The organism is Xanthobacter sp. DMC12 (assembly GCF_056314105.1).
The window spans coordinates 170,848-184,434 of sequence record NZ_JBQUYZ010000003.1 but is presented as its reverse complement, the minus strand read 5'-3'; the positions used below and the strand labels follow the sequence as shown (position 1 = coordinate 184,434).

12 protein-coding genes are annotated in these 13,587 nt (G+C 68.0%); 3 read left to right on the top strand and 9 right to left on the bottom strand.

Annotated features, from left to right (window positions below):
* Positions 1–71: 71 nt before the first annotated feature.
* The 8 genes from ACT535_RS13980 to ACT535_RS13945 are packed head-to-tail and all read right to left on the bottom strand — an operon-like array spanning position 72 to position 7,848.
* Positions 72–1,001 (bottom strand): dihydrodipicolinate synthase family protein, encoded by a 930-nt coding sequence (locus ACT535_RS13980; RefSeq protein ID WP_168458959.1) that lies wholly within the window; start codon positions 999–1,001, stop codon positions 72–74.
* A gap of 11 nt (positions 1,002–1,012) precedes the next feature.
* Entirely contained in the window at positions 1,013–1,798 is a 786-nt protein-coding gene (locus ACT535_RS13975; RefSeq protein ID WP_476364849.1) for an SDR family oxidoreductase, read from the bottom strand.
* 32 nt (positions 1,799–1,830) lie between these two features.
* Positions 1,831–2,538 (bottom strand): GntR family transcriptional regulator, encoded by a 708-nt coding sequence (locus ACT535_RS13970; RefSeq protein ID WP_476364848.1) that lies wholly within the window; start codon positions 2,536–2,538, stop codon positions 1,831–1,833.
* Entirely contained in the window at positions 2,535–3,554 is a 1,020-nt protein-coding gene (locus ACT535_RS13965; protein WP_476364847.1) for a Gfo/Idh/MocA family protein, read from the bottom strand. Before ACT535_RS13965 ends, ACT535_RS13970 begins: the two co-directional genes overlap by 4 nt.
* Positions 3,554–4,711 carry an ABC transporter ATP-binding protein gene (locus ACT535_RS13960; RefSeq protein ID WP_476364846.1) on the bottom strand — a complete coding sequence of 386 codons (1,158 nt, stop codon included), beginning with the start codon at positions 4,709–4,711 and terminating at the stop codon, positions 3,554–3,556. Before ACT535_RS13960 ends, ACT535_RS13965 begins: the two co-directional genes overlap by 1 nt.
* Before the next feature lie 7 nt (positions 4,712–4,718).
* On the bottom strand, positions 4,719–5,579 hold the full coding sequence (locus ACT535_RS13955; protein ID WP_476364845.1) for a carbohydrate ABC transporter permease: 861 nt from the start codon (positions 5,577–5,579) through the stop codon (positions 4,719–4,721).
* A gap of 1 nt (position 5,580) precedes the next feature.
* Positions 5,581–6,540: a carbohydrate ABC transporter permease gene (locus ACT535_RS13950; RefSeq protein ID WP_394029831.1), complete on the bottom strand. Its 960-nt coding sequence runs from the start codon at positions 6,538–6,540 to the stop codon at positions 5,581–5,583.
* A 3-nt stretch (positions 6,541–6,543) separates the two neighbouring features.
* Positions 6,544–7,848, bottom strand: coding sequence for an ABC transporter substrate-binding protein (locus ACT535_RS13945; protein WP_476364844.1), 1,305 nt, complete (start codon positions 7,846–7,848; stop codon positions 6,544–6,546).
* Positions 7,849–8,051: 203 nt separating this feature from the next.
* On the opposite strand from ACT535_RS13945, the gene ACT535_RS13940 reads away from it, so the two are divergent.
* On the top strand, positions 8,052–9,749 hold the full coding sequence (locus tag ACT535_RS13940; RefSeq protein ID WP_476364843.1) for an IlvD/Edd family dehydratase: 1,698 nt from the start codon (positions 8,052–8,054) through the stop codon (positions 9,747–9,749).
* 11 nt (positions 9,750–9,760) lie between these two features.
* Positions 9,761–10,633 (top strand): amidohydrolase family protein, encoded by an 873-nt coding sequence (locus ACT535_RS13935; protein ID WP_476364842.1) that lies wholly within the window; start codon positions 9,761–9,763, stop codon positions 10,631–10,633.
* Here the strand turns inward: ACT535_RS13935 and ACT535_RS13930 are convergent.
* Positions 10,618–12,045 (bottom strand): aminotransferase-like domain-containing protein, encoded by a 1,428-nt coding sequence (locus ACT535_RS13930; protein WP_476364841.1) that lies wholly within the window; start codon positions 12,043–12,045, stop codon positions 10,618–10,620. The genes ACT535_RS13935 and ACT535_RS13930 overlap by 16 nt on opposite strands.
* Positions 12,046–12,263: 218 nt before the next feature.
* On the opposite strand from ACT535_RS13930, the gene ACT535_RS13925 reads away from it, so the two are divergent.
* Positions 12,264–13,547, top strand: coding sequence for a hydroxymethylglutaryl-CoA reductase, degradative (locus tag ACT535_RS13925; protein WP_476364840.1), 1,284 nt, complete (start codon positions 12,264–12,266; stop codon positions 13,545–13,547).
* Positions 13,548–13,587 lie beyond the last annotated feature (40 nt).

Sequence of the window (13,587 nt, the reverse complement as noted above, 5' to 3'; positions counted from 1 at the left end):
ATCGGCCTTAAAACAGAACGGGGCGGCTCCATCGTTGGAGCCGCCCCGGTCGAACTTCAAATCTCGTCGTTTCAGACCAGCGCGCGCGGATCGTGCCGGGCGAGGCGGGAGAGCAGATAGTCCACTTCCGCCCGCGCGGTGGCGGAGAGGGATGAGCCGGGCTTGCGCTGGGCGTCGGAGGCGATGAAGCCGCGCTTCATCATCACATATTTGCGCACCGCGAGGCCGACGCCCTGCTGCTGCTCGTAGCGCAGCAGCGGCAGGTGGGCGTCGAACAGGTCATGCGCCGCCTCCCGCTCACCGGCCTTCTGCAGCTTCACCACGTCGCCCAGCATCTCGGGGAAGGCGTAGCCGGTCATGGCGCCGTCCGCCCCGCGCTCCATCTCGAAATCGAGGAACAGCGCGCCGTTGCCGGTGAGGATGGAGATGGGGCGCATGGAGCCTTCCTTCTGGAAGGCGCGCAGCGCGGAGATCTTCTCGAGGCCCGGCCAGTCCTCGTGCTTCAGCATCACGCAGGAGGGGTTCTCCTGAACGATCTGGCGGATGACCTTGGGCGTCATCTGCACGGTGAGGGTGAGCGGATAATCCTGGATGACGAAGGGGATATCGTCGCCGATGGCCTCGATGGCCTGCCGGTAATAACCGGTGATCTGGTCGTCCGTGCGCAGGCTCGGCGGCGGGGCGATCATGACGCCCGCCGCGCCCTTGTCCATGGCGGCCCGCGCCAGCCAGCGCATGGCGGCGAGGCCCGGCGCCGAGACGCCGACGATGACCGGCAGCTGGCCGAAGCCGGCGATGAAGCGCGCGGTGACGGCGAGGGATTCCTCCGGCTCCAGCTTGGGCGCCTCGCCCATGATGCCGAGCACCGTCACGCCGGTGGCGCCGGCGGCGAGATAGCGCGCGATCAGGGTGTCGAGGGAGCCCTCGTCGATCTTCCCGTCCGGCGTGAACGGGGTGGGGGCGATGGGGAACAGGCCGGAGGCGCTGGCGTCGAGAAGCATGATGAAACCGATCAGATGCTGGCGATGAGGCCGCCATCCACGCGGATGACCGAGCCGTTGACATAGGACGAGGGCGTGCCGGCGAGGAAGGCCACCACGTTGGCATATTCCTGCGGGTCGCCGTAGCGGCCGACGGGGATGGAGGCCGTGCTTTCCGCCGACACCTCCTCCACGGAGCGGTTCTCTCGCTCGGCCTTCTTGGCGTCGAGGAACTTGATGCGGTCGGTGGCGATGCGGCCGGGCAGGATGATGTTGGCGGTGATGCCGTCGCGCGCCACCTCGCGGGAGAGCGTCTTCGACCAGCCCACCAGCGACAGGCGCAGCGCGTTGGAGATGGCGAGGTTGGGAATGGGCGCCACCACGCCGGAGGAGGTGGAGGTGATGATGCGGCCCCACTTGCGGGCGCGCATGCCGGGCAGCACCCGGTCGGCGATGGCGATCACCGAGAGCACCATGTCGTTGAAGCTCTTCGCCCAAAGCGCCGGGTCCTGCCCGGCGGCCGGGGTGGGGGGCGGCCCGCCCGTGTTGTTGACCAGCACGTCCACCGGGCCGAGCTTCGCCTCGATCTCGGCGATGCGGGCATCGATGCCGGCGAGGTCGGAAAGGTCGAACTTCAGCGCCATCGCCTCGCCGCCCAAGGCCGCGATGCGCTCCGCCACCGCACCGGCGGCGGCAAGGTCGATGTCGCCCAGCGCCACCTTGGCGCCTTCGGCCGCCAGCGTCGCCGCGATGGCGCTGCCGAGCCCGCCGCCCGCGCCGAGCACGAGGGCCGTCTTGCCTTTCAGTCCGAGATCCATGGGTCTTCCCTTCGTCTTGTTCGCGCGGGCCGTCAGTCGGCGATGGCCAGCCGGCCAGAGGCCGCCGTGCCGGCGGTCCGCGCGAGGTAGTCGGCCTTGCTGTACTGCATGTGATCGACGCAGAGCTGCGCGAGCGCCCAGCTGTCCGTTCCCTGCAGCAGCTCGATCATGATGTCGTGCTGGCGGCGGGAGAGCTGGAGCCCGGCGTGATCGGCGAGATTCTTGGCGCGCATGGGCAGGGTATAGCCCATGTAATCCTGCAGCGTGCGCACGAGATAGGGATTTCCGCAGCCCGAGAACAGCGTCAGGTGGAACAGGTCGTTGGTCTCGTGGATGCCGCGCAGATTGCCGGCGTCGGCATTGCGGCAATAATCGGCCTGGATGTCCTTGAGGCGGGCGATCAGCTCCGGCGGGGCGGGCAGGGGGATCATCAGAGCCGCCTGCCGGGTGAGCATCTCGCGCACCGCGTAGATCTGCTGCACCTCCTGCGCCGAATAGGAGCACACGGTGGCGCCCACGTTCTTCTCGCGCCGCACGACGCCGGTGCGCTCCAATTGCACCAGCGCCTGGCGGATGTAGTGCCGCGAGGCGCCGTAGCGCGCCATCAGCGTGTCTTCCACCAGCCGCGAGCCGGGGGCGAACCGGCCGAAGATGATGTCGTCCTCCAGCCGGCGCTGGACTTCGGCCTGCTCGTCGGCGCGGGATGCGGGAATAGATGCGGGAAGGGACGCTTCGCTCATGCGGCGCTCCTGTTCGCCGTCTCGAATCCGGAAAGCGTGTAGCAGTCTTCCACCAGCCGCAAGGTCTCCAGATTGTCCTCTGGCGACGTCTCGAAGGGCGCGCCGCTTCGAAGACACGCGACGAAATGGGCGATCGTCGCCGCATAGGAGCCGAGATAGGTCGCCTCGGGATCATAGTCCAGCCGCTCCGGCGCGGGGCCGGCGAGGCTGAGCGTGGACCCTTCGAGACGCAGGGTGCCGGCATCGCCGAGGATGGTCAGCCGGTCCGCCTGCTGGGCTGGCACGCCATAGGCGGCGAAGCTCGCGAAGATGGAGACGCCGGCACCATCAGCGGTGGAGAGCTGGATGACGGCGCCGTCCTCGCCCCGCATCGCGGTGCAGGTGCGGCTGAGGGCGGCGGCCTCCACCTTGAGCGGGCCGAGCAGCATGCGCAGCGTGTCGAGGTGATGGATCAGCACCTCCGCCACCAGCATGCGCCGTTCCTCGCGCATGAAGGGCTGGCGCTCCAGCGCCTGGAAGCGCCCTTCCGCGTCCGGGACGGTGCCGGAGGTGACGAGGGAGAGATGAGCGGCCCTCACCGGGCCGATGCGCCCGGCGTGGAGCCATTCGGCGGCCTGCCGATAATAGGCGCGGAAACGCCAGTTCTCATGCACCATCAGCCGCACACGGCCGCCGATGTCCGCCACCAGTTGCTCCGCTTCGGGCAGGTTGGGGGCGAGGGGCTTCTGGCACAGGATGGGCAGGCCGTGGCGCGCGGCGAGGCGGGCCAGCTCGGCATGGACGGCACGGGGCGCGGCGATGTCCACCGCATCGAGGCCGCCGGCGGCCAGCATCGCCTCGGCGCTGGTGAAGACGGCGGGGATGCCGAAGGCACTCGCCCGCTCGGCGGCGCGCTCGGCGGATGGATCGGCGATGGCCACGACTTTCGCGGCCTCGCCCAGCGCAGCCCAGCCCCTGAGGTGATGCTGGGTGACCCAGCCGGCGCCGATGAGCCCGACGCGGAGCGGCGTGGCCATCAGTGCGTCCTCCGCTGCACGGCGGCGCGCACCGCGGCGGCTCCGGTCTCCAGCGGAGCGATGGCGTCGCCCGTCTCCGCATCGAACAGATAGGTGGCGTCGGCCCGGAAGAAGAGCTCTACCGTCTCGTCCGGCGCGGCGGTGACGTGGCGGGGCAGGCGGGCGGTGATCTCGCCGCCGCCGGGCAGTTCCAGCAGCAGCAGCGTCTCCGCGCCCAGCGGCTCAACGGCGACGGTGCGCCCGGTGACGCGCCCGCCCGGCGCACCGTCGAGGGCCGCGGGATCGATCGCCATGTCTTCCGCGCGCACGCCGAGCGTCACCTTGCGGCCGTCGCGCGCCTGAAGCACGCCGTCGCTCCAGCGGGCGAGCGGCGCATCCAGCGCCGGGCTCGACGCGCGGCGGGTGGCGGCGGTGAGCGTCGCATCCATGAGGTTCATGGGCGGCGAGCCGAGGAAGCGGGCGACGAAGGTGTTGGCCGGCTGCCAGTACACGTCCAAAGGCGCGCCGATCTGCGCCACCTTGCCCGCGTTCATCACGCAGATGCGCGTGCCCATGGTCATCGCCTCCACCTGATCGTGGGTGACGTAGATCATGGTGGAGCCGAGGCGGTGGTGCTGCTTGATGATCTCGCTGCGGGTGTTGACGCGCAGCGCCGCGTCGAGGTTCGAGAGCGGCTCGTCGAACAGGAAGACCTGCGGCTCGCGCACCATGGCGCGGCCGAGCGCGACGCGCTGGCGCTGGCCGCCGGAGAGCGCGCTGGGCTTGCGCGTCAGCAGCGGTGCGAGGCCGAGGAGCGCCGCCACCTCCTTCACCCGCCGTTCGATCTCGGCACTGGGAATGGCCCGCCGGCGCAGCCCAAAGGCGAGATTGTCGGCAACGCTCATGTGCGGATAGAGCGCGTAGGACTGGAACACCATGGCGATGTCGCGGTCCTTGGCGGGCACGTCGTTCACCACCCGCCCGTCGATGGAAAGCGTACCGCCGGAGATGGTCTCCAGCCCCGCGATCATGCGCAGCGTCGTGGACTTGCCGCAGCCCGAGGGGCCGAGCAGCACCATGAACTCGCCGTCGTCGATGGTGAGGTCCACGTCCTCCACCACCACGGGGCCGCCGCCGCCATAGCGCTTCACGATCTTGTCGAGTTTCACCACTGCCATGGCAGCCTCACTTGATCGCGCCGGCGGTCATGCCGCGGATCAGCTTTTCGGAGAAGAAGACGTAGACGATGATCACCGGGATGACCGAGATCATGACGCCGGTGGCGATCATGCCGATGTCCTGGAAATGATCGCCCATGAAGGCGCGGATGCCGATGGGCAGGGTGCGCTTGTCCGGATCGGTGATGAGCACCACGGCGAACAGGAACTCGTTCCAGAGCTGGATGAAGTTCAGGATCAGCGTGGTGGCGATGGCCGGCATGCCCACCGGCAGCACGATGCGCCAGAAGATTTCGAGATCGCCGTAGCCGTCCATCTTGGCCGCGTCGAACAGGTCCTGCGGGATGCGGGCGAAGAAGCCTTCCAGCAGATACACGGTCAACGGCAGCTGGAGCGAGATATAGACCAGCGCCAGCCCGAACAGGCTGTTGTAGAGATTGTAGTCCACCAGGATCTGGTACAGCGAGATCAAGGTGATCTGCGGCGGGAAGATGATGGACGAGAACAGGATGCCGTAGATGATCCGGTTGCCCCGGAAGCGGTAGCGCGCCAGCGCATGGGCCGCCGCGGCACCGATGATCGTGAGCACCGCCACCGCGCCCACCACCACGAGGGTGGAGTTCCAGAAATAGGTGGCGAAGTCGGAATCCACCCATGCGGTGCGGAACTGGTCGAGGTGCATCGGGCTCGGCCAGGCGTAGGGATCGGCGCTGATCTCCGCCGTCGTGCGCACCGACATGGTGGCGAGCCACAGGAAGGGCCCGAGCTGGTAGATGGTGTAGACGCCCAGAACCAGCGCGAGGATGCCCCGCGAGAACAGGCGCGGCAGCGGCGCGCGGCCGGGGTTGGCTGCGAGGGTTGCGGCCATCTCAATACTCCAGCCGCTCGCGCGAGCCGAGCACGCGGTTGAGGATGATGACCGCGGCGCACACCACCAGGAACCACACGGTGGCGATGGCGGAGGGATAGCCGAGGTCGAAGGTGTTCCAGTTGAAGGCGCGCTTGTAGACGTAGGTGGAGACCGTCTCCGTCGCCCACAAAGGCCCGCCCTGGGTCATGATCCAGACGAGATCGAAGACTTTCATCTTGCCGATGAAGGACAGGATGTAGAGCGACAGCAACGTCGGCCGCAGCATGGGGATGATGATGTAGCGCAGCTTCGCGCCCCAGCCGCAATTGTCGAGGTCGGAGGCTTCCAGCACTTCCTTCGGCAAAGAGTGGATGGCCGCGAGGCACACCACCATGTTGAAGCCGGCCCATTTCCACGCATGGGTGACGATGACCGCCCCGAGCGCGAGGTTGGGATCGCCCAGCCAGGAGGAGGCGAGATCGCCGAGGCCCACGGCCCGCAGCATCACGTTCAGCACGCCCCAGTCGTAATTGTAGATCCACATCCACAGGATCGCGACGACCACGTAGGAGAGCAGCACCGGCGTGAACCAGGCGACGCGCAGGAAGCGGGCGAACGGCACGCCGGCATAGAGCGCGAGGGCGAGGAGAAGGCCGGTGGCGACATCAATGACGGGGGCGACGAAGGACCAGATGAAGGTGTTGCGCACGGCGACCCAGAAGGTCTCGTCGCCCATCAACTCGCGATAGTTCGCGAGGCCGACGAAGGTCGCGTCCATCCCCTCGATGGTGAAGAAGCTGTCAAAGATGGTGCGGAAGGCCGGATAGGCCGTGAGCCCGCAATAGACCAGCAGGGCCGGCCCGAGAAAGATGGCGAGGACCAGCCGCGTGGCGCGCCTGGGGTCGGCGAGGGTGGCCCGCGAGGAGGCTTTCGCCTCCCCGCTCTTGGCCGCGGTTCGGATGGAAATGGCGTCGGGCATCGCTCACTTCTTCAGGCAGGCGGCATCCATCTTCTCCGCCGCATCGGCAACGCTGATGAGGCCGGCGGGGAAGGCGTTGTTCATGACCTGGATGTAGGTCTCGGCGCACTTGGCCCGGTAGTAGAGCAGGGGCGTGCCGAAGAAATAGGTCACGTCCTTGTTCCGGGCATTCAGCTCGTCAAAATACGCCTTGTGCGGGCTGACGATCTTCGCCGGATCGGACTTGAGCCCGCTCTGCAACGAGACTTCGCTGATCCATTTGGTGCCGTTCTCGGCATTGGCCATGGATTTCAACAGCGCGCCGGCACAATCCTTGTTCTTGCCCTTGGAATACATGACGAAGCTGCCCGCCACTGCCAGCGTCTTGCAGTTCGGGCAGGCGCCCTTGTCCATGGCCGGGAACTTCATGATGCCCAGCGGGAAGTTGGCCGGCATGCCGCCCTTCTCCGGCGCCGCGAAGGCGCGGCCGGTGAACCAGCTGGGATCGGGGAAGGTGAGGGAGCCCGGAGAATTGTAGAAGTAGAAGTGGGATTCGCCGAGCTTCAGGGTGGAGAAGCTCTTGGGATAGGCGCCGGCATCCACCAGTTCCTTCACCCAGGTCATCACCTCCTGGACGCGGGGATCCTTGAACGACAGCTCGCCGTTGAGGAGCTTCATGTAGTCATCCGGCCCGAGCTTGCGCAGCAGCGATTCAAACAGCAGCTGGCCGCCGGGGAAGGGCCGGTCGCCAACGCCCTGCGACACCGGCGTGATACCGGCGGCGACGCCCTTCTTCACCAGGTCGGTGAACTGCGCCTGCGTGAGCTGGAAGGAGGCGGGCACGTCCACGCCGACCTTCTTCACGAGGTCCTTGTTGTAGTAGAGCTCGACCGTATAGGCCTCCACCGGCACGCCATAGACCTTGCCCTTGGAGGTCCAGGCGGGCTTGGCCCAGTCTTCGAGGCCGTTGAGGTCGATGTAGCCGTCGAGGGGCTCAAGGAAGCCACCGGCGAGGAATTCGGGCTGGTCCGGCTCCATGTAGAAGATGTCCGGGGCCTGGCCGGTGCGCACGGCTGACTTCGCCTGGGTGTAGATGTCCGCCTTGGGGATGAAGCTGAGCTTCACTGTGCATTGCTTGTTGGCGGCCTCGAACTCCTTCACCCGCGCCGTCACCCATTCCTTCTTGGCCGGCTCGTCGGGCCAGTTGCTCCACATGGTGATCTCGGTCTGCGCGAAGGCGTGGCCTCCGCCCATCGCCGCCGTCATGGCGATCGCCGCGCACAGGCCGCGACCCCACGACGCTTTTCCGACGCCTCGAATGCTCGTCATCCACGTTCCTCCCGCTAAGTCCCGTTATGCCCCGGGTTTGCCGGGAGACTGGGCGGCGGTCGGATTATTGTCAATAATGATTCCGAAGATCGGCGCAATTTTCGTCTCATCGCGCATATGAAGGCTTATATTATTGACAATCATGCGAGAGGGGGAAATTGTCCGCATTCAGGTCGGCGATGATCGGCACGAGGAAGGCGAGGATGGCGCGGGGACTGCGAAAAGGATTGACGAGCTACGGCGACGACGGGTTCGCGCTGTTCCTGCGCAAGGCCTTCATCAAGGCCATGGGCTATTCGGACGATGCGCTGGACCGGCCCATCGTCGGCATCACCAACACCTACAGCGACTACAACCCCTGCCACGGCAACGCGCCCCAGCTCATCGAGGCGGTGAAGCGCGGCGTGATGCTGGCCGGGGCCATGCCCATGGTGTTTCCCACCATCTCCATCCACGAGAGCTTCGCCCATCCCACCTCCATGTTCCTGCGCAACCTGATGGCCATGGACACGGAGGAGATGATCCGCGCCCAGCCTATGGATGCGGTGGTGGTGATCGGTGGCTGCGACAAGACCCTGCCGGCGCAGATCATGGCTGCGGCGAGCGTGGATCTGCCGACCGTGGTGGTCCCGGTCGGCCCCATGGTGGTGGGCCATCATCGTGGCGAGGTGCTGGGCGCCTGCACCGATTGTCGGCGCCTGTGGAGCGCGCACCGCGCCGGCGAGATCGACGAGGTCGAGATCGATACGGTGAACGGGCGACTCGCGCCCTCGGTGGGCACCTGCATGGTCATGGGCACGGCCTCGACCATGGCCTGCATCACCGAGACGCTCGGCCTCTCATTGCCCATGAGCGCGTCCATTCCCGCCCCCCATGCGGAGCGGGTGCGGCTCGCCGAACAGAGCGGCAAGGTCGCCGCGCGCCTCGCGGTGGAGGGTGGCCCCAAGCCGAGCGAACTGCTTACCCCCGCCGCCTTCCACAATGCGCTGGTGGTGATGCAGGCCATCGGCGGCTCCACCAACGGCATCATCCACCTCACCGCCATCGCCAACCGCGCCGGCGTGAAGCTGGAGCTGGAGACGCTGGACGCCATTGGCCGCGACGTGCCGGTTCTCGTGGATCTCAAGCCCTCCGGCGCCCACTACATGGAGCATTTTCACCATGCCGGCGGTGTGCCCAAGCTCCTGAAGCAGCTCGGCGATCTCATCGACCTCGATGCCCCCACTGTGCATGGCGGCACCCTGCGCGAGATGGTCGAGGCCGCCGAGGAGGTGCCCGGACAGGATGTCATCCGGCCCCGCTCCAACCCCATCAAGGCGCAGGGCTCCATGGTGGTGCTGCGCGGCAATCTCGCCCCCGGCGGCGCCATCCTGAAACAGGCGGCGGCGAGCGAGCGGCTGCTCCAGCATACCGGCCGGGCCGTGGTGTTCGATTCGGTGGCCGACATGGCCGCGCGCATCGATGATCCCGACCTCGACGTGACCGCCGACGACGTGCTGGTGCTGCGCAACACCGGCCCCAAGGGCGCGCCGGGCATGCCGGAGGCGGGCTATCTGCCCATCCCGAAGAAGCTCGGGCGGCAGGGCGTGAAGGACATGGTGCGCATCTCCGACGCGCGCATGAGCGGCACGGCCTTCGGCACCATCGTTCTGCACATCACGCCGGAATCGGCGGTGGGCGGGCCGCTGGCGCTCGTCGAGAGCGGCGACATGATCCGCCTCGACGTGGAAGGCCGGCGCATCGACCTTCTGGTGGCGGAAGACGAACTCGCCCGCCGCCGCGCCGCCCTCGCGGATGTTCCGGAAAAGCCACTGCCGGAGCGGGGCTACGCCCGGCTGTTTCAGCAGAGCGTGCTGCAGGCGGACGAGGGCTGCGACTTCGACTTCATGGTCCCGCGCTGAGGCGCGCGATCATGAGCGACGCCCCGCTCTGCCTGCCGCCGCGCCCTCTCACGGGCACGGCCTTGCGCATGCTGCCGGAAGGCGCTTGCGATACGCACATGCATGTGTTTGGCCCGCCCGAGCGCTACCCGCTGGTGGCCGGCCGCAACTACACGCCCCAGCCGGTGACGTTCGATGCCTACCGGCCGGTGATGGCGGCGCTGGGTATCGACCGCGCGGTGCTGGTACAGCCGAGCGTCTACGGCACGGACAATTCCGCGCTGCTGGATACGCTGCGGCGTGATCCCGAGCGCCTGCGCGGGGTGGTCGTTGTGGCGCCGGAGGTGAGCGATGTGGAACTGGTCGCGCTCCATGGGTCGGGCGTGCGCGGCATCCGCGTCAACCGGCGAAATCCCGGTGGGCTGTCGCTGGAGGATCTGGCGCGGCTCGCCGGGCGGATCGGGGCATTCGGCTGGCACATCCAGCTTCAGGTGGTGATCCGCGAAGGCTTCAGCCTCGCGCCCATCGTGCGGGCCTGCCCGGTGCCCGTGGTGCTCGACCATGTGGGCTTCCTCGCGCCCGGCCTGCCGCTCGCGGGCGGCCCGTTCGGCGAGGTGCTGGAGCTGGTCGCCGAGGGAAATCTCTGGGTGAAGCTTTCCGCGCCCTATCGCCTGTGCCGTCGGGGGCCGGACGGCTACGGCGCTCTCGTACCCTACGTGGCGGCCCTCGTCGCCTGCCGCAGCGACCGGATGCTCTGGGCCAGCGACTGGCCACACACCGAGCTGTTCGAGGCGATGCCCGACGACCTCGACCCCGCCCTTATGCTCGGCCTCGACGGCGCCGACGCGGACACCCGCCGCCGCATCTTCGTGGACAATCCCGCAGCGATCTACGGCTTCGACTGAGATGAGGCCAATATCTCGCCCATGAACTTCTCGAAGCGCGGATCGTCGGCATAGGCCACATTGATCCGCAGCGACGGCCGGCGCGGCTCGCTGTCCGGGTGGAACACCGCGCCCGGCGCGAGCAGGATGCCGCGCTCGGCGGCGCGGCGGGAGAGGGCGCTGTCGTCCAGCCCCTCCGGCAGTTCGCACCAGAGATAGAAGCCGCCGCCCGGCGGGCCGAAGATGGGCAGGCCGAGCCGGCCCAGCGTCGCCTGCGCCTGGTCCGTCGCGGCGGAGACGCGGCCGCGCAGGCGCTTGAGATGGCGGCGATATTGGCCGGAGGTGATGAGATCGTGGACGATGCGCTCCACATAACCGGACGAGTTCACGCTCGTCACCATCTTGAGCGCGCCTAGGCGCTCGATGAGGTCGGCGGAGGCGACCACATAGCCGCAGCGCAGGCTCGCCGAGAGGGTTTTCGCGAACGTGCCCACATGGATCACCCGCTCCAGCTGATCCAGCGAGGCGAGGCGCGGGTGGGAGGCGGGGAGGAGGTCGGCGAACGGGTCGCTCTCCACCACGAGAAGCCCGTGGCGGGTGGCGACCTGCAGCAGGCGATAGGCCACCGCCGGCGTGAGCGAGGCGCCGGTGGGGTTGTGCGCCAGCGACTGGGTAAAGAACAGCTTGGCGCCCGACTGCGCGGCCTTCTCTGCGAGGTCCGCCACGTCCGGCCCCTCGGGCGTACGGCGCACACCGAGCGTGCGCGCCTTGGCGAGGCGCAGCTTGCCGAAGAGGGGATAATAGCCGGGCGAATCCACCAGCACCGTGTCGCCCGGCTCCACCAGCATGCGCACGATCAGGTCCAGCGCGTGATTCGCGCCCTGCGTCAGCAGCACCCGCGCGGGATCGGCGGCGATGGCCCGCTCGGCGAGCAAACCGGCGATGGCCTCGCGCAGCAGAGGGAAGCCGAAGGGGCTGCCATAGCTTGCCGGAAAGGGGCGGCGGCCGGGACGGTTGATGGGCTTGAGATAGCGCCCCACCTCCGAACCTTCCATCCAGGACGGGGGCGGGCGGCCGTCGCCGACGCGCACGTCGTAATGCTGCTCCAGCTGCTCACGCAGCAGCCACACGCTGTCCACCGCCTCGATTACGGCGGGCGGGGCCGGGGGGCGCACCGGCTCGGCGCGGGTGCGCATCACATAGAAGCCGGAGCCCGGCCGCGCCTCGATGCGGCCCGAGGCGGCAAGCCGCTCATAGGCTTCCACCAGCGTGTTCCGCGACACGCCGTAGGCCGCGAAGGCGGCGCGGATCGAGGGCAGCTTCTCCCCCGGCCGCAACTGGCCCGCATCGATGCGCCGCGACAGCAGACGGACCACCGCGTCCACCCGCGTCAGGCTCTCGTCTTCCTGGAGAAGCTGCTCAATCGTACCCATGAAATGAAGGGTACGGCTGCATCGTTTCCAACGCAAAGTGTTCCTTGCCGTACCCTTCGCCGCAGCGGAAAGTCCGCCCCAACAGGCACGCCACGCGCGGCCGACAAGAGACAGGGAAGAAACGCCGGCTACCGCGCCACCTCTGGGGGCGGGCCTTGCTTTCGCGCCTGCCTCGCGTCCGCCGTCCGGCGCTGCCGCGACCACAGGAAGGCCCGAAGATGACCAGCGCCGCCGGCTCCAACCGTTCCTCCCGCATCGCCGGCTTCCACAAATTGAGCCCGCGCGACCGGCTCGACCTCGTCGCGGCCTTCGCTGGGCTGGACGAGGGGCAGGTTGCCCACCTCGCCAACATGGGCAATCTCGATCCGGTGCTGGCCGACAAGCTCATCGAGAATGTCATCGGCACCATGAACATTCCGGTGGGCGTCGCCACCAACATGAAGATCGACGGCGAGGACGTGCTGATCCCCATGGCGACGGAGGAATCCTCCGTGGTCGCCGCCGTCTGCAATGCGGCGAAGCAGAATTACGAGACGGGGTTCTTCACCTCGGTCTCGGGCAACCTGATGATCGCGCAGGTGCAGGCGGTGGAGGTGGCGGACCCGGCCGGCGCGCGCATCCGCATTCTGGAGAAGCGGGACGAGATCAAGGCAGCGTGCGATGCCTGCGACCCGGTGCTGGTGTCGCTGGGCGGCGGCTTCCGGGATCTAGAGGTACGCCTGCTCGATACGCCGTCGGGCACCATGGTGGTCACCCATCTCATCGTCGACACGCGCGACGCCATGGGCGCCAATGCGGTGAACACCATGGCCGAGAAGCTCGCCCCCTCCATCGCGGCGTGGAGCGGCGGGCGGGTCTATCTGCGCATCCTCTCCAACCTCGCCGACCGCCGCCTTGCCCGCGCCCGGGCGGTGTGGAAGGCGGCCGACATTGGCGGCGAGGCCGTGCGCGATGGCATGATCAGCGCGTACGAGTTCGCCGCCGCTGATCCTTACCGCGCCGCCACCCACAACAAGGGCATCATGAACGGCATTTCCGCCGTGGTGCTCGCCACCGGCAACGACACCCGTGCGGTGGAGGCGGGCGCCCACGCCTACGCCGCCCGCTCGGGCCGCTACACTTCGCTCACCACCTATGAGGTGGACAAGGACGGCAACCTTTCCGCCTCCATCGAGTTGCCGCTGGCGGTGGGGCTCATCGGCGGTGCGACGAAGGTGCATCCCACGGCGCGCGCGTGCCTCGCCATCCTCGGCGTCACCACCGCCGAGCGGCTTGCCCGCATCATCGCGGCGGTGGGGCTGGCGCAGAACTTCTCGGCACTGAAGGCGCTCGCCACCACCGGCATCCAGAAAGGCCACATGGCGCTGCATGCCCAGAACATCGCGATGATGGCCGGTGCCGTGGGCGAGGAGATCGACCGCGTGGCGCGCCTTCTCGTGGAGCGGGCCAGCGTGCGCATGGACGTGGCGCAGAAGGTGCTCGAAGAGGTGCGCGGCGGCTGACCGCGCGGGTTTCAAGAACAGTCAAAAGAACACACAGGGA

What these genes read in the sequence shown, in the direction of transcription:
- ACT535_RS13980 (WP_168458959.1), bottom strand. Translation starts at nt 1,001, where the DNA reads ATGCTTCTCGACGCCAGCGCCTCCGGCCTGTTCCCCATCGCCCCCACC.
- ACT535_RS13975 (WP_476364849.1), bottom strand. Translation starts at nt 1,798, where the DNA reads ATGGATCTCGGACTGAAAGGCAAGACGGCCCTCGTGCTCGGCGCGGGC.
- ACT535_RS13970 (WP_476364848.1), bottom strand. Translation starts at nt 2,538, where the DNA reads ATGAGCGAAGCGTCCCTTCCCGCATCTATTCCCGCATCCCGCGCCGAC.
- ACT535_RS13965 (WP_476364847.1), bottom strand. Translation starts at nt 3,554, where the DNA reads ATGGCCACGCCGCTCCGCGTCGGGCTCATCGGCGCCGGCTGGGTCACC.
- ACT535_RS13960 (WP_476364846.1), bottom strand. Translation starts at nt 4,711, where the DNA reads ATGGCAGTGGTGAAACTCGACAAGATCGTGAAGCGCTATGGCGGCGGC.
- ACT535_RS13955 (WP_476364845.1), bottom strand. Translation starts at nt 5,579, where the DNA reads ATGGCCGCAACCCTCGCAGCCAACCCCGGCCGCGCGCCGCTGCCGCGC.
- ACT535_RS13950 (WP_394029831.1), bottom strand. Translation starts at nt 6,540, where the DNA reads ATGCCCGACGCCATTTCCATCCGAACCGCGGCCAAGAGCGGGGAGGCG.
- ACT535_RS13945 (WP_476364844.1), bottom strand. Translation starts at nt 7,848, where the DNA reads ATGACGAGCATTCGAGGCGTCGGAAAAGCGTCGTGGGGTCGCGGCCTG.
- ACT535_RS13940 (WP_476364843.1), top strand. Translation starts at nt 8,052, where the DNA reads ATGGCGCGGGGACTGCGAAAAGGATTGACGAGCTACGGCGACGACGGG.
- ACT535_RS13935 (WP_476364842.1), top strand. Translation starts at nt 9,761, where the DNA reads ATGAGCGACGCCCCGCTCTGCCTGCCGCCGCGCCCTCTCACGGGCACG.
- ACT535_RS13930 (WP_476364841.1), bottom strand. Translation starts at nt 12,045, where the DNA reads ATGGGTACGATTGAGCAGCTTCTCCAGGAAGACGAGAGCCTGACGCGG.
- ACT535_RS13925 (WP_476364840.1), top strand. Translation starts at nt 12,264, where the DNA reads ATGACCAGCGCCGCCGGCTCCAACCGTTCCTCCCGCATCGCCGGCTTC.